The sequence below is a fragment of the Acinetobacter defluvii genome (assembly GCF_001704615.3).
GTDB classification, from domain to species: Bacteria; Pseudomonadota; Gammaproteobacteria; order Pseudomonadales; family Moraxellaceae; genus Acinetobacter; species Acinetobacter defluvii.
Genome location: NZ_CP029397.2, coordinates 2,157,151 through 2,181,169, shown reverse-complemented (window position 1 = coordinate 2,181,169; position 24,019 = coordinate 2,157,151). Strand labels below are relative to the sequence as shown.

At 38.2% G+C, this 24,019-nt stretch carries 21 protein-coding genes; 11 read left to right on the top strand and 10 right to left on the bottom strand.

From position 1 onward, the window contains the following. Positions 1–5 precede the first annotated feature (5 nt). The 4 genes from yiaA to DJ533_RS12835 all read right to left on the bottom strand — a co-directional run bounded on the left by yiaA (position 6) and on the right by DJ533_RS12835 (position 3,320). The gene (gene yiaA / locus DJ533_RS12850; protein WP_065992459.1) at positions 6–491 is read right to left on the bottom strand and encodes an inner membrane protein YiaA; all 486 of its coding nucleotides are present in this window, start codon (positions 489–491) and stop codon (positions 6–8) included. Positions 492–796: 305 nt separating this feature from the next. Then, complete coding sequence (locus tag DJ533_RS12845; RefSeq protein ID WP_065992461.1) at positions 797–1,798, bottom strand: LLM class flavin-dependent oxidoreductase; 1,002 nt, start codon at positions 1,796–1,798, stop codon at positions 797–799. A 225-nt stretch (positions 1,799–2,023) separates the two neighbouring features. Further along, positions 2,024–2,545, bottom strand: coding sequence for a hypothetical protein (locus tag DJ533_RS12840; RefSeq protein ID WP_065992463.1), 522 nt, complete (start codon positions 2,543–2,545; stop codon positions 2,024–2,026). Between the two features lie 352 nt (positions 2,546–2,897). Further along, complete coding sequence (locus tag DJ533_RS12835) at positions 2,898–3,320, bottom strand: hypothetical protein (protein WP_065992465.1); 423 nt, start codon at positions 3,318–3,320, stop codon at positions 2,898–2,900. A 525-nt stretch (positions 3,321–3,845) separates the two neighbouring features. Between DJ533_RS12835 and prfA the strand changes: the two genes are divergently transcribed. Both prfA and prmC read left to right on the top strand, forming a co-directional pair. Beyond that, entirely contained in the window at positions 3,846–4,934 is a 1,089-nt protein-coding gene (gene prfA, locus DJ533_RS12830; RefSeq protein ID WP_065992466.1) for a peptide chain release factor 1, read from the top strand. Continuing rightward, complete coding sequence (gene prmC, locus DJ533_RS12825; RefSeq protein ID WP_065992467.1) at positions 4,935–5,753, top strand: peptide chain release factor N(5)-glutamine methyltransferase; 819 nt, start codon at positions 4,935–4,937, stop codon at positions 5,751–5,753. It abuts the gene before it with no gap. A 95-nt stretch (positions 5,754–5,848) separates the two neighbouring features. On the opposite strand, the gene DJ533_RS12820 is transcribed toward prmC, so the two are convergent. Together DJ533_RS12820 and DJ533_RS12815 are read right to left on the bottom strand one after the other, a co-directional pair. Beyond that, positions 5,849–6,196, bottom strand: a complete 348-nt coding sequence (locus DJ533_RS12820) for a hypothetical protein (RefSeq protein ID WP_065992468.1) — start codon at positions 6,194–6,196, stop codon at positions 5,849–5,851. Positions 6,197–6,426: 230 nt separating this feature from the next. Next, positions 6,427–7,437, bottom strand: coding sequence for an AraC family transcriptional regulator (locus tag DJ533_RS12815; protein ID WP_081406067.1), 1,011 nt, complete (start codon positions 7,435–7,437; stop codon positions 6,427–6,429). Between the two features lie 145 nt (positions 7,438–7,582). Between DJ533_RS12815 and DJ533_RS12810 the strand changes: the two genes are divergently transcribed. Together DJ533_RS12810 and DJ533_RS12805 are read left to right on the top strand one after the other, a co-directional pair. Next, the gene (locus tag DJ533_RS12810) at positions 7,583–8,353 is read left to right on the top strand and encodes an SDR family NAD(P)-dependent oxidoreductase (RefSeq protein ID WP_065992470.1); all 771 of its coding nucleotides are present in this window, start codon (positions 7,583–7,585) and stop codon (positions 8,351–8,353) included. Between the two features lie 195 nt (positions 8,354–8,548). Then, positions 8,549–9,685 carry an acyl-CoA dehydrogenase family protein gene (locus tag DJ533_RS12805; RefSeq protein WP_065992471.1) on the top strand — a complete coding sequence of 379 codons (1,137 nt, stop codon included), beginning with the start codon at positions 8,549–8,551 and terminating at the stop codon, positions 9,683–9,685. Positions 9,686–9,741: 56 nt separating this feature from the next. On the opposite strand, the gene DJ533_RS12800 is transcribed toward DJ533_RS12805, so the two are convergent. Together DJ533_RS12800 and crp are read right to left on the bottom strand one after the other, a co-directional pair. After that, positions 9,742–10,791 carry an NADP(H)-dependent aldo-keto reductase gene (locus DJ533_RS12800; RefSeq protein ID WP_065992473.1) on the bottom strand — a complete coding sequence of 350 codons (1,050 nt, stop codon included), beginning with the start codon at positions 10,789–10,791 and terminating at the stop codon, positions 9,742–9,744. Positions 10,792–10,940: 149 nt separating this feature from the next. Continuing rightward, on the bottom strand, positions 10,941–11,639 hold the full coding sequence (gene crp, locus DJ533_RS12795; protein WP_065992475.1) for a cAMP-activated global transcriptional regulator CRP: 699 nt from the start codon (positions 11,637–11,639) through the stop codon (positions 10,941–10,943). Positions 11,640–11,790: 151 nt separating this feature from the next. On the opposite strand from crp, the gene DJ533_RS12790 reads away from it, so the two are divergent. Beyond that, positions 11,791–12,210 carry an OsmC family protein gene (locus tag DJ533_RS12790; protein WP_065992477.1) on the top strand — a complete coding sequence of 140 codons (420 nt, stop codon included), beginning with the start codon at positions 11,791–11,793 and terminating at the stop codon, positions 12,208–12,210. A gap of 218 nt (positions 12,211–12,428) precedes the next feature. Here DJ533_RS12790 and DJ533_RS12785 read toward each other — a convergent pair whose 3' ends face one another. Beyond that, positions 12,429–13,229: a peptidoglycan DD-metalloendopeptidase family protein gene (locus tag DJ533_RS12785; protein WP_065992478.1), complete on the bottom strand. Its 801-nt coding sequence runs from the start codon at positions 13,227–13,229 to the stop codon at positions 12,429–12,431. A 300-nt stretch (positions 13,230–13,529) separates the two neighbouring features. After that, positions 13,530–14,018, bottom strand: coding sequence for a rhodanese-like domain-containing protein (locus tag DJ533_RS12780; RefSeq protein WP_065992479.1), 489 nt, complete (start codon positions 14,016–14,018; stop codon positions 13,530–13,532). A gap of 357 nt (positions 14,019–14,375) precedes the next feature. On the opposite strand from DJ533_RS12780, the gene epsC reads away from it, so the two are divergent. The 6 genes from epsC to pstB all read left to right on the top strand — a co-directional run bounded on the left by epsC (position 14,376) and on the right by pstB (position 23,553). Beyond that, entirely contained in the window at positions 14,376–15,284 is a 909-nt protein-coding gene (gene epsC, locus DJ533_RS12775; protein ID WP_065992483.1) for a serine O-acetyltransferase EpsC, read from the top strand. A 412-nt stretch (positions 15,285–15,696) separates the two neighbouring features. Beyond that, a complete protein-coding gene (clpB, locus tag DJ533_RS12770; protein ID WP_065992487.1) occupies positions 15,697–18,276 on the top strand; it encodes an ATP-dependent chaperone ClpB in 2,580 nt (859 codons plus the stop codon). 452 nt (positions 18,277–18,728) lie between these two features. Continuing rightward, positions 18,729–19,754 carry a substrate-binding domain-containing protein gene (locus DJ533_RS12765; RefSeq protein ID WP_065992488.1) on the top strand — a complete coding sequence of 342 codons (1,026 nt, stop codon included), beginning with the start codon at positions 18,729–18,731 and terminating at the stop codon, positions 19,752–19,754. A gap of 100 nt (positions 19,755–19,854) precedes the next feature. Continuing rightward, the gene (gene pstC / locus DJ533_RS12760; protein WP_065992490.1) at positions 19,855–21,234 is read left to right on the top strand and encodes a phosphate ABC transporter permease subunit PstC; all 1,380 of its coding nucleotides are present in this window, start codon (positions 19,855–19,857) and stop codon (positions 21,232–21,234) included. After that, positions 21,231–22,625: a phosphate ABC transporter permease PstA gene (gene pstA / locus DJ533_RS12755; protein ID WP_065992492.1), complete on the top strand. Its 1,395-nt coding sequence runs from the start codon at positions 21,231–21,233 to the stop codon at positions 22,623–22,625. Before pstC ends, pstA begins: the two co-directional genes overlap by 4 nt. A gap of 13 nt (positions 22,626–22,638) precedes the next feature. Beyond that, positions 22,639–23,553, top strand: coding sequence for a phosphate ABC transporter ATP-binding protein PstB (pstB, locus tag DJ533_RS12750; RefSeq protein ID WP_065992493.1), 915 nt, complete (start codon positions 22,639–22,641; stop codon positions 23,551–23,553). The last annotated feature ends 466 nt before the right edge of the window (positions 23,554–24,019 follow it).

Sequence of the window (24,019 nt, the reverse complement as noted above, 5' to 3'; positions counted from 1 at the left end):
TCTTTTTATTCCTCTTTATAAATATCTTTTTGCAACTCAATTACTTTATGGTTTTCATCCAAAATTTTTGTTGTCAGTTCAGGTGCTGATTTATTACGAATATATTCTAAATCCCGAATATTTTTTTGTACTGCAACGGCACCAAATAAGCTCAGTAAAAAAGCCATAATATAAAAACCTTTTTCACTGAGCAGTAGATTGGCATTCCATAAGCCAATGGCTAACAGCACAAGACAAATCATGACCGATGCCCAACACAGTCCAAAATAGATTGGTGTGACATGAACCCCTTCAAGTCGATCGCGGATAATTTTTTGTAATGAAACGGCTGAAAATAAACCATATAAAATGAGAATTAAATAATAACCTTTTTCATTCAATAACATATTAGCATTAAACAATCCCACCATATATGCAGCTGCACCTGCCAATAAAGCAACCCAACTCGCAGCAATAAAAGCGGGTGTAGGTTTATTGATGAATTGATCCATTGTTATTTTCCTTATAATCTTACAATTTTATATTTTCCATTATGCCTAAAGTAAAAAGTATGGCAAATATTTTCAAATAAAAGTACATGCTATGATTTTATAAATGATATTCGTACACAGTGTCCTATTTTATTTTAAGAGAAATAAGGTGTTTTTTCAGCATTACTGAAGTAAGGTATCTAAAAATGATTTGCGATGATGGTAAATTTTAAAATTGAGATTATTATTAAAAAATAATATCTTAGATTATGAGTCGTATTAAATAGCCAGGGTGTGATGACTATTTAATACTCAAGATTTGTATATTATGATTTTTTAATGTCCATTAACAAACTGAAATTTTCCAAACGTTTTTCAGTATCATAAATATCACAGGTAAAAATAAACTCATCTACATCATATTTTGCTAAAAGATTTTCTAAACCTTGTTTAACAGTAGTTGGCGAACCAATTTGCGCCATTGCTAAGAAATTTTGTACAGCCATTTTTTCAGCAGCTGTCCAACGTCCTTCCATCGTTGCTACGGGTGCTTTTAATTTCATGCTGCGTGCCGTTAAAAGGCTTTGAATACGTTGATATACACTGCTTGCAAGATATTCTGCTTCAGCATCTGTTTGTGCCACAACTGTTGGTACGCCCATTGAAACATAAGGTTTATCTAAATATTGCGATGCTTGGAAATTATCACGGTACAATTCAATCGCTTGTGCCAACATACGCGGTGCAAAATGAGAAGCAAAAGAGTAGGGAAGCCCCAAACGTGCGGCAAGTTGTGCACTAAATAAACTTGAACCTAATAACCAAACAGGTACATGCGTTCCTTGTCCTGGCGTTGCTGTAATTCTTTGGTTTGGTTGTGCATTATCAAAATATTGTAAAATCTCAACTACATCATTTGGAAATTGATCTTCAGTTTCTTGACGACCTCGTCTTAAAGCACGCATAGTCACTTGATCAGTGCCTGGCGCACGACCTAGACCTAACTCGATTCGCTGTGGATAAAGTGTTGCCAATGTTCCAAACTGTTCAGCAACCACTAAAGGCGCATGATTGGGGAGCATAATGCCACCAGAACCGACTTTCAGTGTCTGCGTATTGGCAAGAATATAACCCAACAGGACAGCCGTGGCAGAACTGGCGATACCATCCATGTTGTGGTGTTCTGCTAACCAAAGACGATCATAGCCTAACTTTTCAGCATGTTGGGCGAGTTCGAGCGCGTGTTTTAAGGAGAATGCGACATCTTTATCTTCACGTACAGGTGCTAATTCTAAAATCGAAAATTGGGTATTTTGTAAAGATCGCATAGCTATACTCAAAAAATAGGATGTATAGAAATAGTACGGTATAAATAAAACTGTGTATATCGAAAAATTTCGATATTAAAAAATACTTACAAACATTAAAATTTAAATCTGAATTAAATTTTTAGCATAAAAAAACCTAGAAAGTCAGCTTGCGATCCAACATTCTAGGAGAAAACTTAAAGAGCTTTTAGAAACTTAAACTTTCTATCTGAGCGTTTAAATTTATTAACGGCGATGTTTATTTTTATAATGACCTAAATGACGTCCATTATCATGGCGGTAGTTGCGGTCATTATAACGGTAGTTACTGCCACGATAGCCACCATCATAGCGGCGGTCGTATCGGTCATTATATCGACCATCATAACGATCATCGTAACGACGATCTTCACTGACTTTACGTCCTAGCGTTGAACCACCTGCTGCACCTAGACCCGCACCAACATAACCACCTGTTGAACCTGCTACATTTCGTCCTACGGTATAACCACCCGCACCCCCTAATGCCCCACCAATTGCAGCACCTGTACGGTCACGACGATTACTTGATGCTGCTGCGCCACCTGCACCACCAAGGGCAGAACCAATCATTGCACCTGTGCTGCCACCCATTTGATTACCGATCGCAGCACCTACGACACTGCCTAGACCTGAGGAAAGGGCAACACGAGAGCCATTATCTGCATGTACGCTTGTGATCATCGTTGCTGCAAGTACAGTCGCACCAATCATTGCTTGTATTTTCATTTCAAACTCCTTCTCGAAGCTTCTTCAATTTCTTAACTTAGACTTAATTTAGCGAACAACTGCGGTTTGATTGTGAACTCTGTTGTATTGAAATTATCGTGATACGTAAACATTTTGTAACTTTTGTCTTTTATTCATAGTTGATTTTTTGATGTTGGAACATTAAAAGAAGATCTGAGTTTTAAGTGAGTAAGTTTCTTCGTTTAAAAGTTTATAGATAAATGAAAAGCAGCAATGGATCAAATGCTTATAAATTGTCTAAGTCGGATTAAGCAGTGTTTATTTATATTTAAAATTTTAATTTAAAAATAAAAAAGCACTCAAAACTGAGTGCTTTTTATATGTTGATGAATTAACGACGATGTTTACGATATTTTTTATTGTACTTACGGTTATCATAGTGACGATCTTCAGATACTTTTTTACCCAGTACTGAGCCACCTGCAGCACCTAATGCCGAACCAATATAGCCACCCGTAGAACCGCCTACGTTTTTACCCACCGAATAACCACCTACACCGCCTAAACCACCACCGATTGCAGCAGCAGTACGGTCACGTCTATTGGTTGCAACCGCAGCACCACCAGCACCGCCAAGTGCTGAACCAATCATAGCACCTGTGTTACCACCCATTTGTTTACCAATTGCAGTTCCTGCAACACTTCCTAACGCTGAAGTTGCTGCAATACGAGTTGAGTTGTCAGCATGGGCATTTACTGTAAAAACTGACGTTACTGCTAAAGCAGAACTTAATAAGAATGCATTTAATTTCATGTCTTGCTCCATGTCCTGATGTGGACAGCTCTATCTCTAATTCGATGAGGTAAATGTAACAAAAGGCGACATGAAAAATGTGGAGAAGATTTCCCTTTATGGGAGTGTTTAGTTTCTGAATGTTGGTTTTCTATTAATATTGTGCTTTAAAGAAGCAGGCATTTAAAAATAATGTAGAAACTATGAATTTAAATGCCGAATTTTTAATCAATTCTTTAAATGAGAGGATTAGGCATTGATTTAAATGCTTAGCTTACATTCTAAAATGCTGATTTTTAAATCTGTTTTATATTTATATTGTTCAGATTTTAGAACCTCTAAAGTTATTGTCTATGTTTGAATATTTTCTCTTGAGAATAGAAAAATTGATCCTATGAAAAATAAAGAGAAATTCAGTTAGCTGTGTTATTTAAAAGCGAGAATCGTTAAACTAGGCACAATTTTTAAAAATGTCTTACCGTGTTTATCCTGATAAGTGTCCTGATAAATGAATTTGGGTAAGCTTAAGCTTGAGATTTTATTTAAATGAAAGAATCGTTACGTTTACGATTAGATCAATTGTGTGATCGACACGAAGAGTTAGAGGCGCTGCTTGCCGATGTAGAAGTTATTTCAGACAATAAACGTTTCCGTAATTTGTCACGTGAACATAATGATTTAACTGAAATTACCGATGTTTGGAAGAAATACAAACAAGCAGAAGAAGATATCCTTACTGCTGAAGAAATGACTTCTGACCCTGATTTTAAAGAGATGGCGATTGAAGAAATTAAGGAAAATAAAGCATTAATTGAAGCTTTAGAATCTGAACTCAACATTTTGATGATTCCAAAAGATCCAAATGATGCCAATTCAGCATATTTAGAGATTCGTGCGGGAACAGGTGGTGATGAAGCTGCGATCTTCTCGGGCGATTTATTCCGTATGTATAGTAAGTATGCCGAAACACAAGGCTGGCGTATTGAAGTTTTGTCTGAAAATGAAGGCGAACATGGCGGTTATAAAGAAGTTATTTGCCTGATCAATGGTGAAGGTGTGTACGGTCGCTTAAAGTTTGAAAGTGGTGCTCATCGTGTACAACGTGTACCAGCGACTGAGTCACAAGGTCGTGTGCATACATCAGCATGTACGGTTGCGATTTTGCCAGAAGTCGATGTCGATACCAATGTTGACATCAATCCTGCAGATTTGCGTATTGATACTTATCGGGCATCGGGTGCAGGTGGTCAGCATATTAACAAAACTGATTCGGCAGTTCGTATTACTCATATTCCGACAGGAACAGTGGTGGAATGTCAGGATGAACGTTCACAACATAAAAACAAAGCCAAAGCCATGGCGCTTTTGGTATCACGTTTAGAAAATGCCAAACGTGCTGCTGCGGATGCTGCAACCTCGGAAATGCGTCGTGACTTGGTAGGTTCGGGTGACCGTTCGGAACGTATTCGTACATATAACTATCCACAAGGTCGTATGACGGACCATCGTATTAACTTAACTTTATATAAGTTAGATGCGGTGATGGAAGGGGATTTGACTGAATTACTCGACAGTTTACATCGTGAATACCAAGCAGATCAGTTAGCACTTCTTGCACAGCAGAATGGTGGCTAAGTGAATATTGCAGAGGCTTTAGCCTTACGTGGTGAACCTGAAAGTTACGAGCGCCAAGAAAATGCGTGGTTACTTGAACATATTACCCAAATTGATGCTTTTGATTTGGTCATGAAAAAAGACCAACAACTGAGTAGCGATCAAGAACAAGCTTATAGAGATGGTCTAGCACGTATTCAAGCGGGAGAGCCGTTAGCTTATGTCACAGGTTCACAACCATTTTGGACTTTAGATTTAAACGTTACACAAGATACTTTAGTCCCTCGTCCAGACACTGAAGTATTGGTGGAAACGGTTTTGCATTTGGACTTACCTGAAGATGCGCGTATCGTGGATTTAGGCACAGGAACGGGTGCGATTGCTTTGTCTTTAGCAAGTGAGCGTCCTGACTGGGCGGTGACGGCAACAGATATTTATGAACCGACTTTAGAAGTTGCCTTATCAAATGCCAAAAAGCATGATTTAAATCAAGTAAAGTTTTATGTGGGAAGTTGGTTTGAAGCACTCAATCGTCAATACTTTGATTTAATTGTATCCAATCCACCTTATATTGATGCAGATGATGAGCATATGCGTGATTTGACTTCAGAGCCTGAGCGTGCATTGGTCGCTGAAAATCAAGGTTTGGCAGACATTGAATTGATTATTAAGCAAGGTAAAAATTGGCTGACACATCAAGGTTGGATTGCTTTAGAACATGGTTATGACCAAGCAAATGTAGTACAAGCCATTTTTAAGAAGTATGGTTTTAAAGAAATCCGGACAGTAAAAGATTATGGTGGAAATGATCGGGTGACTTTAGCGCAGTGGTTAGCTTAAGTTTAAGCATTTCTAATGAAAACCATTTAATAAAATGGTTGTGTAATAAAAAGAGGTGATTGAAATCACCTCTTTTTATTTGGATGTATTTAGATTTACATTGGAAAATCTTGCAAAGACTCAGCAACTCCAAGTTGCGATAAAGTATCTGCTTCGATTGCTAAACACAGCGCTACAATTTTTGCAGTATCCGCTAAGTTTTCCTTTTTTAAAGCAAGCCCATTTTGAATGGCATTTAGATTTTCTTTTTGAATATCTAAAGCATAAGCGAAATTATGTGTTTCTTGATCGGCAATAAAATGAGCAATCGCCTGATTTAAGTCAGGTTGAGGTGCACTTAACAGACCATTAATTAACTCATCGAGTTGTTCTGTTTGGGCAGATAAAGAATGAACAAATTTTTGCACCAGTGAATGTTCAAGTACATCAGAGATTTTATTCATGGGAGAACCTGTAGCTAAAAACAACTTTAAATAACAAAATTTTGGGAGAAATATAGTTAAGTGAAATCACATTAACTTGATTAAAAAATAATCCATTTGTGGTTTTAAAGCAACTTGATTCAGACGAATGAACAATAAGTATTTTTAAAATTAAAAAATTAATACTTTAAAATATAAATTATTCAATTGATTGTATTTTATTTTTTACTGAGAATTAAAATTATTGATTGTTATTCACGATAAGAACCAGGGCTCACGCCCGTCCATTTTTTAAAAGCACGATGAAAAGCGCTTGGGTCTTGAAAATACAATTCGTCACTAATTTCTTGTAAGGTTTTAGTGGTTGTGGTTAAGAGTTCGATTGCTGTATCTCGGCGTATTTCATTTTTAAGCTGTTGGTAGCTGGTACCTTCAGTTTTTAATCGCCGTTGAATGGTGGCTTCGGACATATTGAGCTGTTGCGCCAAACTATTTAACTCCAGCCATTCTACTGGAGGATGTTGCATGAGGGATTTACGAATGATGGAACTGAGAGCGTGTGGATTCTTAAAACGGACTAACAGGTTTTCCGGGGTATTTCGAATGAATTTATACCAAGATTTTTGATCTTGTTTAATGGTTATTTTTAAGTAACTGGCATCAAACTGGATATAATTTTCATCCGCATGGTATTGAATATTCTCACAAAATCGTACTTTATAGTCATGATCATCCAAAGGTGTTGTACATTTAAGCTGAATTTTATTGATGATCAAGCGTTGTCCACTGAGCCAACAAATTAAACCATGAATCAACATCAGGTAGGTGGCGTATGCAAACATGGTTTTAGGTGCTTGACGATCATAAATTACGATGTATGCATAATTTTCTTCAACGAACAGCGTACTTGTAAAATCATCTAAAATTGCATTTAAAAATTGTAAGATTTGATTGAGTGCAATTTTCACGGTTTCAGCCTGCATTAGCATTTTGGACAAGAGTTGAAAACTACCACGACGCATGCCATGGCTGTCCATTCCAAAAAACTCATCATTCATTTGATTGGCCATTTCTGTCCAAAGTCGAGCAAAAGCGCTGACTGAAATTCTACTTTTTTCGGATTGGATCAGCTCAGGCGAGATTCCAGCTTTTTGCATCAAGCGCTCTAGGTCTAAGTTTTTATTTTGCGCAGTTGCCAAGGCTTCCTGTACCAATGCAATAGAAATCGTCCCCTTACTGTATTTTAGCGGTTGATTATCCATAGGTAATTCCATTATTTTGTAGCACGACGTCATTGTCCAAATGCATCAATTAAAATGCAACTTTTGGAAATTGTACTCAAGTGTTTCTGTGTTTACTCTGCTGCTTAAGTCGAGTGCTCGTTCAAAAAATGGATAGGAAAATAATATGAAAATTGCAGGAAAAGTTTTTGTTGTGACAGGTGGTGCATCTGGTTTAGGTGCAGCCACTGCAGCATTTTTAGTTGAACGTGATGCCAAAGTCATCATTGTGGATATGAATAATGAGCTGGGGCAGCAAACACAACAGCAATTGGGTGCAAATGCTAAGTTTGTGCAATTGGATGTAACCGATGAAACCACAGTTGAACAATTTTTTAATGCGGTTGAACAAGAGTATGGTCAGCTCAATGGCTTGGTGAATTGTGCGGGAATCGGACCTTCTGCCAAAGTTTTAGGCAAAAAAGGCATTCATGCCTTAGCTGATTTTCAACGTGTTTTGAATATTAATGTATCAGGCACATTTAACATGTTACGTTTTGCAGCTAACTTGATCGCAAAATATGAGTTGCAAGCAGGTGAAGAAGATCGTGGTGTGATTATCAATACCGCTTCAGTTGCAGCATTTGATGGTCAAATTGGGCAAACAGCTTATTCGGCTTCAAAAGGTGCAGTGGTTGCAATGACATTGCCTTTGGCACGTGAGCTTGCGCACCATGCAATTCGTGTGATGACCATTGCGCCAGGGATTATGGAAACACCGATGCTTAAAGCTTTACCACAAAATGTACAGGATGCTTTAGGGCAAATGGTACCATTTCCACCACGTTTGGCAAAACCTGAAGAATTTGCTTCTTTGGTGGGGCAAATTTGTGAAAATGGTTATTTGAATGGTGAAACGATTCGTCTTGATGGCGCGATTCGTATGCAACCCAAATAATCAAATATCTAAGATGATATAGAAATTTAAAGCACTCAGCTTTGTCACATGCTTCTTTGTTTCAACGAGGAAGCATGTGAATTTCCCTCAAGAAACTCATTTCCCTTTAATTTTCTTTGTACTTTTAAATGTACGAAGTCGGGATACTTTTGCCAAAACTATTGTAAAAACAGATTGTAAAGACAGGATGCTGCTATGATTTTAAATGAAGAACACAAAATGATTCAGGAGATGATGCGTGATTATTCGCAAAATAAACTGAAACCTACGGCAGCTGAACGTGATCAAACGTCACATTTCCCAGCACAAGAACTTAAAGCGCTTGGTGAATTGGGTGCTTTAGGCATGACGGTTGCTGAACAATATGGGGGTGCAGGGCTTGATTATATTTCTTTGGTCTTGGCACTGGAGGAAATTGCTGCTGGTGATGGGGCGATTTCAACGATCGTCAGTGTACAAAACTCTTTACCGTGCGGCATTTTGCAACGTTATGGCACTGAAGTACAAAAGCAAAACTATTTAACTAAACTGGCAACTGGAGAGTGGCTGGGTTGTTTCTGTTTGACTGAGCCACAGGCAGGGTCTGATGCAGGTGCTTTGCAATGTAAGGCGGTGCGTGAAGGGAATGAATGGGTACTGAATGGTACGAAGCAGTTTATTACCACAGGTAAAAATGCTCAGATTGCACTGGTATTTGCGGTAACTGATAAAGAAGCAGGCAAACGCGGAATTTCTTGTTTCCTAGTGCCAACAGATACGCAAGGTTATATTGTTTCTCGTATTGAAGATAAAATGGGGCAGCATTGTTCAGATACAGCCACCATCGTTTTTGAAAACTGCCGAATTCCTGCTGAAAACTTGTTGGGGCAGGAAGGCGAAGGTTATAAAATTGCTTTGTCTAATCTCGAATCAGGACGTATCGGTATTGCATCACAATGTGTTGGCATGGCACGTGCTGCTTTGGATGCTGCGGTTGAGTATGCCAATGATCGTAAAGCTTTTGGTGTAGAGTTAGTACAGCATCAAGCTGTTGCATTTCGTTTGGCAGATATGGCGACACAAATTGAAGCAGCAAGACAATTGATTTTACATGCAGCAAGTTTAAAAGACGCAGGATTGCCTTGTTTAAAAGAAGCCTCTATGGCAAAACTGTTTGCCTCAGAAATTGCTGAAAAAGTTTGTTCGGATGCAATCCAAATTCATGGTGGTTATGGCTACGTTTCAGATTTCCCAGTAGAGCGTATTTATCGAGATGTGCGTGTCAGTCAAATCTATGAAGGTGCTTCAGATATTCAACGCTTACTGATCGCACGTGAAGTCACACGTGTTTAAGTGTATGAATCAACTCCCCAACCTTATGCAGGATGGATGGGGAGTTGATCTTAAGATCAAGGTGCGGGATTTGGTTGTTGACGGTGAATATCTTCAACACCCTGTAAAATTTCATCTGACAATGTCAGATCAAAAGCAGCAATGTTTTCTTTTAGTTGAGATAAATTGGTTGCTCCAATAATGGTACTGGTCACAAAAAACTGTTGTTTAATATAAGCCAAAGCCAATTGGGTTAAGCTTAAACCATGCTTTTCTGCCAGTTGTGCATATTGTTCAGTTGCCCATACACTTTCAGGATTGCTATAGCGACTAAAACGGCTAAAAAGTGTTACACGCGCATTGGCTGGACGTGCGCCATGACGGAATTTTCCTGTTAAATAGCCAAATGCCAGTGGGGAATATGCCAATAAACCAACCCCTTCGTAATGGGCAATTTCAGCCATCCCAATTTCATAGCTACGATTTAGTAAGTTATAAGGGTTTTGCACACTGACAATTTTTTCTAAACCTAATTTTTCAGCCAAATGTAAAAACTTCAAGGTTCCCCAAGGTGTTTCATTGGACAGACCAATATGACGAATCCGACCTTTTTCAACTTCTTTGGATAATGCGACTAAAGTCTGTTCCAAAGGGGTAATGTCTTGTTGACTATGTGCATCGCTGTTACTGTAACCGAGTTTGCCAAAGAAATTGGTTGGGCGTTGTGGCCAGTGTAACTGATACAAGTCAATATAATCTGTCTGTAAGCGCTTTAATGAGTCATCGAGTGCAGCTGTGATTTCACTTTCAACAAATTGGGTATAGCCATCTCGAATATGACTTCCCCCTTGTTGTGGACCTGCAATTTTTGAAGCAATGAATAATTGATCGCGTTGCCCATTTTGTGCGATCCAGTTGCCAATGATTTGCTCAGTCGCACCTTGTGTTTCAGGCTTTGGTGGCACAGGATACATTTCCGCCGTATCCCAAAAATATACCCCTTGATCTAATGCATAACTCAGTTGTTCAAATGCTTCAGCTTGGGTGTTTTGTTCACCAAAAGTCATCGTACCTAAACAGATTTCTGGAACTTGAATAGCGGATTGACCTAGTGGATTAAATTTCATTGCCTTTGTCCTGATGTATTATTTTTCACATTGTCTTAGTTGCAATATCATAACGTGATGAAGTGATTTTAATTGCTGAATTCTGTATAGGAAATTGTAATAATAAAAAAGCAAATCCGAAGATTTGCTTTTGAAAGAGTCATAATGAATTATTCATCATCATTTTCTGAATATGAAGACTCTTCTAAAGATGCATCAAAAATTAGAATTGCTTTCCCATCGGTTTCGATCATACCTTGTTCTTCAAGGGTTTTAAGAACACGACCTACCATTTCACGAGAACATCCCACAATACGCCCAATCTCTTGGCGAGTGATACGGATTTGGCGACCATTAGGTAAAATCATTGCTTCAGGTTGAGCAGACAGATCAATTAAACAACGTGCAATACGACCTGATACATCAATAAAGGCAAGGTCGGTTACTTTACGTGTGGTATTTTTTAAACGTCTGACCAATTGTGCAAATACAGCATAACTTAAGTCAGGATATTGTTTGCTGACTTCATGAAAATTCTCATAAGAAATTTCGGCAATTTCGCAAACATCGCGGGTTCTTACTTCAGCGGTACGTTGTGGGTTTTGTTCAAATAATCCCATTTCTCCGAAGAAATCACCTGGATTGAGATATGCAACCACAATTTCACGATCATCGTCCTCGCGTAAAATGATTGATACCGATCCTTTTAAAATTAAATACAGCGATTTTGACTCAGAACCCGCATCAACAATAGTCGTACGTTTCGGAAAACGATTGATGTGAGCACGCTTGAGTAATGCTTTGACTGATTCAGGAAGTTGTCCTGGCGACAAAGCATCTGTACTAAGTTGTGCTAAATTAGAAGACATGCTAAAAAATTCCAAATTGGATAATAACTAGACCGATTGATCTAAATTGAACTCGTCACGTAAAAGCGCAAGAGATGAAATTCCTTATCAACTCATTATATGCTAGTGTACAGCTACCCTGTAAATTTATAGCTTTTTTTAGGTAGTTGCAATGCAAACTAGCGTACATTGGTTAGAGAATGTTGCTTTTGAAGCAAAATCGGAAAGTGGTCATCAAGTCGTGATGGATGGATCAGCCGAATATGGTGGTGAAAACCGTGGTCCACGTCCCATGGAGCTGATATTAATGGGACTTGGTGGCTGTGCTTCTTTTGATATTGTGACGATATTAAAGAAATCTCGCCAAGATGTGACAGGTGTTGTGTGCCAACTTAAGGCAGAACGTGCTGATACAATCCCTGCTGTTTTCACAAAAATCCACTTACATTTTGTCGTGACTGGACATGATGTAAAAGAAAAACAAGTCACCAAAGCAGTCGAACTTTCTGCTGAAAAATATTGCTCTGCGAGCAAAATGCTGTCAGATGGTGGGGTTGAGATCACACACGACTTTGAAATTGTTGCTGCTTAATGGTGATAAAATTAAAAAAGCCAAAATTTATTTTGGCTTTTTTTTGTTGAAGTGATCTGCAATTTTGACTTTAATCTGAGTAAAATAGTTGACATTCAAACCAATAAAAATTGATAAAAATCACGTAAATTATCTAAAACAAAAATAATCGGCATTAAGTTGTTACTAATTATTTCAAAGCCATGTGTTTTTGATAATTTGTATATTATTCAACCGTTTTAACGGGCTAAAAATAATTGCGGATCAATACGTGCATTATTTAAGCTCATACCCCAATGCAAATGTGGACCAGTCACTCGTCCAGTTTTACCGACTAATCCTAAAACTTCCCCTTGCTGCAGTCGTTGACCTTTTTCCACATTAATTTTACTCAAATGGCAAAACATACTGATTAGTCCTTGACCGTGATCTACTAAAACAGTTTTTCCATTAAAGAAATAATCACCAACACCTACTACTATACCAATCGCAGGTGCAACGACTTTTTGTCCGACTGGTGCTGGAATATCTAAGCCAGAATGTGGTGCACGTTCTTCACCATTGAAAAAACGTTTGCGTCCAAAAGAGTTGCTGAATTTACCTGCAGTGGGGTGAATGAAACGTGGAAAATCAGCTGATTGTGCTGCGGTAAATGATGCGTAAATATCATTTTGTTCTTTGGCTTCATGTGCATAACGATCAAGCTGTTCTTGTTGAGGATTCACATAATCCTGATTTTTGATCGTTAAACGTTGTTCTGCATATTTATAAGGTTGAATCTCGATTTGGATAGGTTGAGCATTGGTTTGCAACTGTAATGTTCCTACTGGTGTCGATAGCGGAATGCCAAAAACTGCATAACGTTGAGCATTTGGTTGTGTAAGCAAGACAGCTTGTCCGTTGTAGCTTACTTCAGTAACATTTTGCGCCAATGGAATAACCGCGATTCCACCTGCACGACGAGAGTCTTGAGGGAGTGCAAAGACTTGGGTTGTGGTAAATATTCCACATAAGATGAGTATTTTTTTAATGGAGAACATAATTCAACACAATAGTTAATTTTTATAAATTATGCGGCTTTTAAAAGGATATTCTCAAGAAGCAGATTGTTAATGATGTATGAATTAAATAGCTTAAGCTATAATTATAAATTGCTATGTTTAAAGATAGGCAGGTAAGTTACATAGCGCATTATTAATGCAAGAAGTCTACTAAGCAATATCAGTCCTTCCTCCTTAAATCTAGTTTGTGCATATCTATCTATCTATCTATCTATCTATCTATCTATCTATCTTACTTGCGTCCTTTCAAATTTTTAAAAATAATATATAAAGACAATATTACTCTTGCCGCCAAGGAAGTTGATGAAAACGCCAGCCATTAAATGTGCCACGTTGTAAGCTTTCATTGAGATCACCTTCAAAACCTTGCTCAATATTATACACTCGCTCAAATCCAGCATTTAACGCGACATTCGCAGCTGCAGCAGAGCGTTTACCACTACGGCACAGTAAGAGAATTAATTTATCTTTGCCAACCAAGTGTTCAAGCTGTTGCGTAAAAAATGGATTTCGATCTAAAGCTGTTCCAATCGCCCAAGGAATATGCACAGTGTTTTCTACATAACCGACAAATTTACGTTCCTCGCTTGTACGTACATCGACAATGACAGCCAAACCTGCTTGAAACAAAGCCCATGCTTCATGTGGTAAAATCGTCCCTGTAAATTCAAGATAATGATCTTCAACACGTTGCTTAGCATCCTCTAAAATTTGTTTAATTTTTACCTCATCTAAGGGGAGAAAATTAATCTGAGTTAAACTATTCATGATTTTTCCTCAATCAAATATTTTAAAAGCATTGAATGAAAATGCTTTTTATATTGAAAATAGACGGTGAATGATCTGTGATTTAATATAAAGGTTTTTTATATTCCTAAAATGAATAAAAATTGAATTAGTTATCATTAAATTGGAAATAGTTGTTATCTTCAATATTTCACAAACTTAACATTTGTTTTAAAAAAATTTAAAAATCAAATAATGCAATATTTAGATATAAATATATCAATAAATGTTTATCTAAAATTGTTCTTATAAAATAATATTTGTTGAAAGAATTGAATAATGCGGCAAGATCCAGTTTGATTATTCAGTGTATAACAACGCAAAAATATAGGCATGTTCATGACCCAATGGAATATTCAAAATATCGTCAGCGAATTACAGCAAGCGCGTAATGAATGGCGTACAAAGCAAAAAAGCCTAAAAGATTTTGGGGGGAGAGAACTGCCGTCGAAAGAAGAAATTAGCAAAATTATGAATGATCTTTGTGGTATTTTATTTCCGATGCGACTTGGACCACATGATTTGCGACAACAGAGTGAAAATTTTTATATTGCACATACGCTTGAAAAAACGCTGCATGCCTTACTAGAACAAGTGAAGCTGAATTTAACCTATGACGATAAATCTAAAAAGCATCATCAAAGCAAAGAGATGATTGAGGATTTGGCACAGCGTGTAGTCAATGATTTTGCAGAAAGATTGCCAACACTGCGTCGTGTCTTAGATTCTGATGTGATTGCAGCTTATGAGGGCGACCCTGCTGCACGTAGTGTTGACGAGGTGTTATTGTGTTATCCGGGTATTTTTGCTATTACTTATCATCGTATTGCACATGAGTTTTATACAAAAGACTTACCATTATTGGCACGCTTAATTGCTGAATTAGCACATTCTAAAACTGGAATTGATATTCATCCTGGTGCGCAAATTGATCAAGGCTTTTTTATTGATCATGGCACAGGGGTTGTGATTGGTGAAACTTGTGTCATTGGAAAAAATGTAAGGATTTATCAAGCAGTGACTTTAGGTGCGAAACGTTTTGAAGTCGATGACACAGGTCGTTTGCAAAAAGAATATGCACGACATCCTATTGTTGAAGATAATGTTGTGATTTATGCAGGTGCAACGATTCTTGGGCGTATTACCATTGGTGAGGGTGCGGTGATCGGTGGAAATGTGTGGATTACCCAAAGCGTGCCTGCCAACAGTGCGGTGTTGCAAAGTTCAGCGACTAAGTCACAGGTTTGATATTTTTGAGTACTGATGTCTTGGTCAGTACTCACCTTCTATAGCTTGCAAATGCATGAGATATTCAATTTCTTTTGTCATTCCCAGAATGAGTTTAAAAATTTAGATTTATATTGCAAATATCGAGTTTTTATTACTTAAACCCAACATTATTTTTATTCTCAATTTTGTGAGGCTGGCCTAATCTAATGAATATCTTTAAAAAGCCAAAGGACTTCATTAAAGTTATATTTTTCAGAGAGCTTACCTTGAAAAAGATGAAATTAGGACGCATATTATAACTAACGTATATCTTGGGTTAAGATTTAAGTTTTTGAAAAATATATAAAATAATTTTAAAAATGAGTTGAAAATGTAAAAACTGTTCCCATTTATGATTCAAGTACAAAATTTGTTGTGAGGAATAACAAGAATGCGTTTTGAAAAATTTACGAACCGCCTACAGCAAGCTTTATCAGATGCTCAATCTTTAGCGATGGGTAAAGATCATACTGCCATTGAGGGAATTCATATACTCTCGGCACTATTGGAAGAACCCTCCAATCTCAGTTTGTTGCAACAAGCAGGCGCAAATCTCCCTGAACTTAAAAATAAACTCAAACAAGCATTGAATGATGCTGCAACCCTTAGCAATCCAACAGGGGATATTAACCTTAATCCTGAAGCAGTACGTGCATTGAATCTGGCAGATAGTTTTGCACAAAAAGCTGGAGATGAGTTTTTATCAACTGATTGGGTCATTTTAGCGCTCGCTGAAACAGGGGTAACCAAAACATTATTAAGTAGCGTAGGTGTAACTGAAGACAAGCTACGCAAAGCGATTGAAAATATTCGAGGTGGCGAACAAGTCATGGCAAATAATCATGAAGATCAACGTGATTCACTTAATAAATACACTATTGACCTGACTGAACGTGCATTGTCAGGCAAGCTTGACCCTGTGATTGGTCGTGATGAAGAAATTCGCCGTACCATTCAAGTATTATCACGCCGTACCAAAAATAACCCTGTGTTGATTGGTGAACCAGGTGTCGGTAAAACTGCGATTGTTGAAGGTTTAGCGCAGCGTATTGTCAATGGTGAAGTCCCTGAAAGCCTGAAAGGCAAACGTGTCCTTTCACTTGATTTAGGTTCTTTACTTGCAGGTGCAAAATACCGTGGTGAGTTTGAAGAACGCCTAAAAGCAGTTCTAAAAGATTTGGCGAAATATGATGGTGAAATCATCTTATTTATTGATGAGTTGCATACATTGGTTGGTGCGGGTAAAGGCGATGGTGCAATGGATGCGGGCAATATGCTCAAACCTGCATTGGCACGTGGTGAGTTGCGCTGTGTGGGTGCGACCACTTTAGATGAATATCGTCAGTTCATTGAAAAAGATGCAGCACTTGAGCGTCGTTTCCAAAAAGTCTTGGTCGATGAACCAAGTGTGGAAGACACCATTGCGATTTTACGTGGTCTAAAAGATAAATATGCAACGCATCATGGTGTACAGATTCTTGACTCAGCGATTATTGCTGCGGCGAAAATGTCACATCGTTACATCACAGATCGCCAGTTGCCCGATAAAGCCATTGATTTGATTGATGAAGCTGCGTCACGCATCAAAATGGAAATTGACTCAAAACCTGAGCCATTAGACCGTTTAGACCGTCGCTTAATTCAGTTGAAAATGCAGCTGGAGGCGGTGAAAAAAGATGCCGATTCGGTGTCTAGAGCTGAAGTTGAACATCTCGAAAAACAAATTGAAGAAGTTCAAAAAGAGTATAGCGACCTTGAAGAAGTGTGGATTGCTGAAAAACGACTTGTCGATGGTACAAATCAAGCACAAGTGGAGTTGGATAAAGCACGTACAGCCTTTGAAAAAGCACAACGTGAAGGTGATCTGGCAGAAGCAAGCCGTTTGCAGTATGGGGTCATTCCAGAACTGCAAAAACGCTTGAATGAAGAAGAAGTTGCGGAAACCAATGAAGAGCCGAAACTGATTCGTACCAAAGTCACTGAAAATGAAATTGCCGAAGTTGTCAGTGCTGCAACAGGAATTCCTGTTTCGAAAATGCTACAAGGTGAACGTGAGAAACTTCTTCATATGGAAGAATTCTTACATAACCGAGTGGTTGGTCAGGATGAAGCTGTGGTTGCTGTATCTAATGCAGTACGCCGTTCACGTGCAGGATTATCTGACCCGAACCGTCCAAGTGGTTCATTCTTATTTCTTGGACCAACAGGTGTCGGTAAGACTGAATTGACCAAAGCGTTAGGTAATTTCTTATTCGATAGTGATGATGCGATTATTCGTATTGATATGTCTGAATTTATGGAAAAACACTCAGTCAGTCGTTTAGTGGGTGCGCCTCCAGGTTATGTCGGCTACGAGGAAGGTGGTGTGTTGACTGAAGCGGTACGTCGTAAACCATACAGTATTGTATTGTTTGACGAAGTTGAAAAAGCGCATCCTGATGTATTCAACATTCTTTTACAAGTGTTGGATGATGGTCGATTAACGGACTCACAAGGTCGCTTGATTGACTTTAAAAATACTGTGATTGTGATGACGTCAAACTTAGGTTCAAGTGATGTACGTGAACTTGGTGAAAATGCAAGCGATGAAGAGGTACGTGCAACTGTAATGAATGCAGTATCACAACATTTCCGCCCTGAATTTATCAACCGTATTGATGAGTTAGTCGTATTCCACTCATTGAAAAAATCGCAAATTCGTGGCATTGCCGATATTCAGTTAGATCGTTTACGTTCTCGTTTAGCTGAACGTGACATTGGATTAAAAGTCGATGATCAAGCCTTTGATATCTTGATTGATGCTGGTTTTGACCCTGTTTACGGTGCACGACCTTTAAAACGTGCAATCCAACAACAGCTTGAAAACCCATTGGCTCAAAAAATCTTAGCAGCTGATTTTGCTGCGGGAGATACGATTTTAGTGAGTGCTGAAGATGGTCAATTAAACTTCAGTAAACTGAAACTAAGCTAACCCAACTTACCATCTATCAATTAAACTTTAAAAAAGCCAGCTACTTTCGAGTGGCTGGCTTTTTGATGGGCTATTATCTAAGAATATCATTGAATGAAATCGATGCTGCTTCATATAGTTTAAAAAAGAAGGAGTCAAAAGATAATAAACCATGAAAAATTATTTTAAATAAAGCTGAATTTGAATAAAAAAACTTACAACTGTGTGACATTCTCATGAATTATTACAATTCGATTTTAAAACAATAGAAAAATAAATATTTAGAAAAATGTCTTTACATATTGAAAATTAAAGAATTTTAATTAAATCAAAAACAAATCTAGAATTATCATAAAAGCGTCACAAAGCTGTAACTTATTTGTCATATTTTAAAATCAAAATGCAGTTATCGAAAAGGTACTCCATTGTGGAAGTTAAGTACTTAAAATTGCTATTTACAAAGAGAGAAAATAATGCGCTTAAACCATATCGCAATTGCTTTAGCAGTTTCAGGGGCAGCCGTAGCAACTACAGCAAATGCAGCTCGTGATACGATTCAAATCGCTGGTTCTTCAACTGTACTTCCATATGCAAGTATCGTGGCTGAAGAGTTTGGTAATACATTCCCACAATTTAAAGCACCTGTTGTAGGTTCTGGTGGTTCATCTGCTGGCTTAAAACAATTCTGTTCTGGTGTGGGCGACAACACCATCGATATCGCAAATGCTTCTCGTAAAATTAAAGATACTGAGATTGCTGCTTGTAAAAAAGCAGGTGTAAACCAAATTCTAGAAATCAAAATTGGTTATGACGGTATCGTATTTGCTTCAAACTCAAATAAAGCTGCTTATAAATTACGTCCACAACATGTATTTGCAGCATTAGCAGCCGAGTTGCCTTCAAACGGTAAAATGGTGCCTAATCCATATACACGTTGGAATCAAATTGATAAATCACTTCCAAATGAGCCAATTACTTTAGTGATTCCTGCATCGAATCACGGTACACGTGAAGTGTTCCAAGAGAAAATGGTTGATGCGGGTTGTGAAGCATATGAAGCAATCAAAAAGTTAGACAAAGATGCAATGAAAAAAGCATGTTCTACTTTCCGTAAAGACGGTAAAGTCATTGAAATTGCAGGTGACTATACTGAAACATTGGCACGTTTAAAAACGTCTCCAAGTGCTGTTGGTGTATTTGGTTTAGGTTTCTATGACCAAAACCGTGACAAGTTACGTGTAGCAACTGTAAACAATGTTGCACCATCTGAACAAACAATCTTGAATGGTTCGTATCCTGTTTCTCGTCCATTGTTCTTCTATGTGAAAGGCGAACATTTAAAATCAATCAAAGGCTTACCTCAATTTACTGAATTCTTCTTGAGCAAAAAAGTTTCTGGTAAAGGTTCTAAGCTTGAGCGTGCTGGTCTAATTTCAATGTCTGATGCTGAACGTGCAAAAGTTCTTGCTGCATTCAAAGCAGGTAAAGGCGTTAAATAATTTTTGAAAATAAAAAAGCTAATGGTGGGTGACTGCCATTAGCATTTTTTGCTAAGCAGTGTTTTTTCAGACTAGACATTGAGAAAACTGTGGAGAATGCATGAATCTGCTACTTATTGGCGTGTTATTGGCTCTTGTGGCAATCGCGTATCAAATCGGATTAAGTAAAAGTCGAAACATAGCGGGTAAAGGGAAAAACTCAGCATCCTTACATTCACGTCCAGGCTACTACGGGGCATTGGTGGCATTGTGGTGTGGTATTCCAGCATTTTTGATTTTAATTGTATGGAATCTGGTTGAACCAAATTTATTAAAACAAATAATTTTAAATCATGTACCTGCATCAGTTGTTGCGTCCTCAGATCATGCCAGTATTCAAGTTCTCGTTGAGCGTGTGAAAGCCATTGCATCTGGTTTTGGGGTGAGTGATACGCCAGCAGCCTATGAAGTTGCAGCAGCAGCAGAATTAAAAAAAGTTCAGACTATTGGCGCATTTGCCAAGTTTGCTGTTGTAATTTGTGCAGCTTTATTGGGTTTAGTTTGGGCGAAAAAACGTGTTGAAAAACAATATAGAGCACGGAATCAAGTTGAAAAGACCATTAATGTTGCATTGGCATTATGTTCAGTTGTTGCGATTTTAACCACTGTCGGCATCGTGATGTCGATGTTTAGTGAAGCAATGCGTTTCTTCCAATTTGTCAGTCCTTTAGATTTTTTCTTAGGCACAGAGTGGAATCCAGGCTTTAGTACGACAGGTAGTGCAGAAGGAAGTTATGGTTTATTACCACTTCTTTGGGGTACGCTCATGGTCAGTATTGTGGCGCTTGTAGTTGCTGTACCGATAGGCTTAATGATCGCAATTTATTTGGCAGAATATGCTTCACCACGCTTACGTTCATGGGCAAAGCCAGCGATTGAGATTTTGGCGGGTATTCCAACGATTGTTTATGGCGTATTTGCTTTAATGATTATTGGTCCATTTTTTAAAATGGCTGGGGAAGCAGTTGGACTCAATATCAATGCAACCAGTGCATTAACTGCTGGTTTTGTCATGGGAATTATGATCATTCCATTTGTATCCTCATTGTCGGATGACATTATTACGCAAGTACCACGTGCTTTACGTGATGGTTCTTTAGGTCTAGGTGCAACTAAATCAGAAACGATTCGTCGAGTTGTTATGCCTGCTGCATTACCTGGTGTCATTGGTGCATTCTTGCTAGCAGCATCACGTGCAATTGGTGAAACCATGATCGTAGTATTGGCAGCAGGGAATAGTCCCTTATTGCATGTCAATCCGCTTGAAGCTGTTTCAACCGTCACTGTGACCATTGTGAACCAATTAACGGGTGATACAGACTTTGCTAGTCCACAAGCATTGGTGGCATTTGCCTTAGGTTTGACTCTATTTGTAATTACATTAGGTCTAAATATTGTTGCACTTTATATTGTGCGTAAATACCGTGAGCAATACGAATGAGTACATCAAATACATCTCCAGTGGATCAAAATGTATTTGATCCTCGTTTGGCAGAAGAGTTACGTCAAAAGCGTAAAGCAAAAATTGAAAAATCGTTGGCATCACGTCATCGTACTGAAAAATCGTTTCGTTTTTTTGGTTTAGCTTCAGTGATCATTGGTCTTGCATTTGTCGCATTACTTTTTGGTAGTATTTTAGCCAAAGGTCTGCCTGCATTTTGGCAAGCAAGTGTCAATGTTCCTGTCTATTTCGATCCAAAGATCATTGATGCAGGTCCACAGCCAACACAGTCTCAAAATGAATCACCTGCACACTTCCAAGAGCGTTTTGTCGATTGGCAAACCAAAATGGGAATGGTGGATTGGGATGCCTTGTTGGTAAATGGCATGATTGCAAAAGATCCAAACCTTGAAGCATATCGTGATGATTTAGGGAGTATTTATACCAGCTCAGAAGCTTATCGCTTACGTGATATGGTAATGAAGGATCCAGCCCTAATTGGTCAAAAGAAAGATGTTAAAGTTTTAGCAGATGCTAATATTGATGTATGGCTGGCTGGAAATATTGATCGTACGTTACCCGATGAGCAACAACAATTAAGCCCTGAAGTCCGTAAATTAGCTGATACCATGGTTGCTTCTGGCGATATGGATCGCACGTTTAATATGCAATTATTTAGCAATCCAGACTCTCGGAGTTCGCCAGCAACAGCGGGTCTTGCAGGTGCATTCATGGGGTCGTTGTTCATGATGTTGATCGTGATTTTTATCTCGATTCCAATCGGTGTGGCATCAGCGATTTACCTTGAAGAGTTTGCAAAACAAAACTGGCTTACTGACATTATTGAAGTCAATATCAATAACTTGGCTGCTGTTCCTTCGATTGTATTTGGTTTATTGGGTGCTTCGATCTTTGTCGGATGGATGCATATGCCGATCTCTGCACCGCTTGTGGGTGGTTTGGTTTTAAGTTTAATGACTTTACCGACAGTGATTATTACCACACGTGCTTCACTCAAAGCTGTTCCACCTTCGATTCGCCAAGCTGCTTTAGGGTTGGGCGCATCACGTGTACAAACGATTTTCCATCATGTTTTACCTTTGGCTTTACCAGGTATTTTAACAGGTGCGATTATTGGTGTGGCGCAAGCACTCGGTGAAACTGCACCATTACTCTTGATCGGTATGAGTGCATTTGTTGCCAATATTCCTTCAACGCCTTTAGACCAATCAACTGCTTTACCTGTACAAATCTTCTTATGGCAAGGCAATGAATTGCGTAACTTCTTTGAAGGGCGTACTGCAGCAGCCATTATTGTATTGCTTGGCTTAATGATTCTACTCAATAGCTTCGCAATTTGGTTGCGTAAGAAATTTGAAGTACGCTGGTAATTGAGGACAAACTATGAGTACTCTAGACATTAAAAATTCCTTAGAAAAGGATCAATCAGTGAATCAAGATCACACACAATTTACGTCTCAAGAAACTGAGCAAAAACGTCCTGCGACTTCATTTGTTTCTCAATTCGATTCAAATAGCGCACCTAAAAAAGACCCAGCAACAACTGTAAAAATCAGTGCTGAAGATGCGCATGTCTATTATGGTGATTTTGAAGCAATCAAAGGCATTGACTTACAAATTTATGAAAATGAAGTGATTGCATTTATTGGACCATCAGGTTGTGGTAAATCAACATTTTTGCGTACGTTGAACCGTATGAATGACACCATTGATGGCTGTCGAGTGACTGGTAAAGTGACTTTAGATAATCAGGATATTTATGATCCAAGCCTAGATGTGGTGTTACTTCGTGCACAAGTTGGGATGGTATTCCAAAAGCCAAACCCATTCCCAAAATCAATTTTTGACAATGTCGCTTACGGTCCAAAATTACATGGTTTGGCACGTGATAAATACGACATGGAAGAAATTGTTGAAAGTAGTTTGCGTAAAGCAGGTTTATGGGATGAAGTAAAAGATCGTTTAAATCAACCAGGTACAGGCTTATCTGGTGGTCAGCAGCAACGTTTATGTATTGCTCGTACCATTGCAGTGAGTCCTGAAGTGATTTTGATGGATGAACCATGTTCAGCACTAGATCCGATCGCAACTGCAAAAGTGGAAGAGTTGATTTCTGAACTATCAAATCAATACACCATTGCAATCGTAACCCACTCAATGCAACAAGCGGCACGTGTTTCAGACCGTACGGCGTATTTCCATTTGGGTGATTTGATTGAAGTTAACTCAACTGAAAAAGTATTTACGCAACCTGATCATCAGCTCACTGAAGCGTATATTACAGGTCGTTTTGGTTAATATTTTCCAAAAAATTGCTTGAAAGTTTTAATAATAAAGCCCCTGCATCAATCAGGGGCTTTATTGTATCAAATGTAAAGAATGTCTAAAGTTTTTGACATAACCTTAGCTTCTGGATTTAGAATAGTCGGATTAACCAGAATCTTTGCTTCGAATCATTTAATCCCTTCTTGGGTTATAATGACTCCTCTGCAACCGTTATTGGTTGTATAAACGGTGCTAAGTTTTTACGCGTTATTCGTATTTTAGTTTTCTGTCTAGAGTTCTACTATCTGCTGTAGTCTGTTATGTCATTGTCTAAATTTTTGCATCATTGTGCTGATTATGGTGTAAATTAGCCGAAATAAATAGTCAAGAGCGATTAAAAAATATTGTGAAACCTTTAACAGTATGGGAAAGTGAAAGTTGAGTCAAAACAATGTAATTAAAGAATTGTTTGATAAATCAAAACGTTCGCAAATATGGG

What these genes read in the sequence shown, in the direction of transcription:
- yiaA (WP_065992459.1), bottom strand. Translation starts at nt 491, where the DNA reads ATGGATCAATTCATCAATAAACCTACACCCGCTTTTATTGCTGCGAGT.
- DJ533_RS12845 (WP_065992461.1), bottom strand. Translation starts at nt 1,798, where the DNA reads ATGCGATCTTTACAAAATACCCAATTTTCGATTTTAGAATTAGCACCT.
- DJ533_RS12840 (WP_065992463.1), bottom strand. Translation starts at nt 2,545, where the DNA reads ATGAAAATACAAGCAATGATTGGTGCGACTGTACTTGCAGCAACGATG.
- DJ533_RS12835 (WP_065992465.1), bottom strand. Translation starts at nt 3,320, where the DNA reads ATGAAATTAAATGCATTCTTATTAAGTTCTGCTTTAGCAGTAACGTCA.
- prfA (WP_065992466.1), top strand. Translation starts at nt 3,846, where the DNA reads ATGAAAGAATCGTTACGTTTACGATTAGATCAATTGTGTGATCGACAC.
- DJ533_RS12820 (WP_065992468.1), bottom strand. Translation starts at nt 6,196, where the DNA reads ATGAATAAAATCTCTGATGTACTTGAACATTCACTGGTGCAAAAATTT.
- DJ533_RS12815 (WP_081406067.1), bottom strand. Translation starts at nt 7,437, where the DNA reads ATGGATAATCAACCGCTAAAATACAGTAAGGGGACGATTTCTATTGCA.
- DJ533_RS12810 (WP_065992470.1), top strand. Translation starts at nt 7,583, where the DNA reads ATGAAAATTGCAGGAAAAGTTTTTGTTGTGACAGGTGGTGCATCTGGT.
- DJ533_RS12805 (WP_065992471.1), top strand. Translation starts at nt 8,549, where the DNA reads ATGATTTTAAATGAAGAACACAAAATGATTCAGGAGATGATGCGTGAT.
- DJ533_RS12800 (WP_065992473.1), bottom strand. Translation starts at nt 10,791, where the DNA reads ATGAAATTTAATCCACTAGGTCAATCCGCTATTCAAGTTCCAGAAATC.
- crp (WP_065992475.1), bottom strand. Translation starts at nt 11,639, where the DNA reads ATGTCTTCTAATTTAGCACAACTTAGTACAGATGCTTTGTCGCCAGGA.
- DJ533_RS12790 (WP_065992477.1), top strand. Translation starts at nt 11,791, where the DNA reads ATGCAAACTAGCGTACATTGGTTAGAGAATGTTGCTTTTGAAGCAAAA.
- DJ533_RS12785 (WP_065992478.1), bottom strand. Translation starts at nt 13,229, where the DNA reads ATGTTCTCCATTAAAAAAATACTCATCTTATGTGGAATATTTACCACA.
- DJ533_RS12780 (WP_065992479.1), bottom strand. Translation starts at nt 14,018, where the DNA reads ATGAATAGTTTAACTCAGATTAATTTTCTCCCCTTAGATGAGGTAAAA.
- epsC (WP_065992483.1), top strand. Translation starts at nt 14,376, where the DNA reads ATGACCCAATGGAATATTCAAAATATCGTCAGCGAATTACAGCAAGCG.
- clpB (WP_065992487.1), top strand. Translation starts at nt 15,697, where the DNA reads ATGCGTTTTGAAAAATTTACGAACCGCCTACAGCAAGCTTTATCAGAT.
- DJ533_RS12765 (WP_065992488.1), top strand. Translation starts at nt 18,729, where the DNA reads ATGCGCTTAAACCATATCGCAATTGCTTTAGCAGTTTCAGGGGCAGCC.
- pstC (WP_065992490.1), top strand. Translation starts at nt 19,855, where the DNA reads ATGAATCTGCTACTTATTGGCGTGTTATTGGCTCTTGTGGCAATCGCG.
- pstA (WP_065992492.1), top strand. Translation starts at nt 21,231, where the DNA reads ATGAGTACATCAAATACATCTCCAGTGGATCAAAATGTATTTGATCCT.
- pstB (WP_065992493.1), top strand. Translation starts at nt 22,639, where the DNA reads ATGAGTACTCTAGACATTAAAAATTCCTTAGAAAAGGATCAATCAGTG.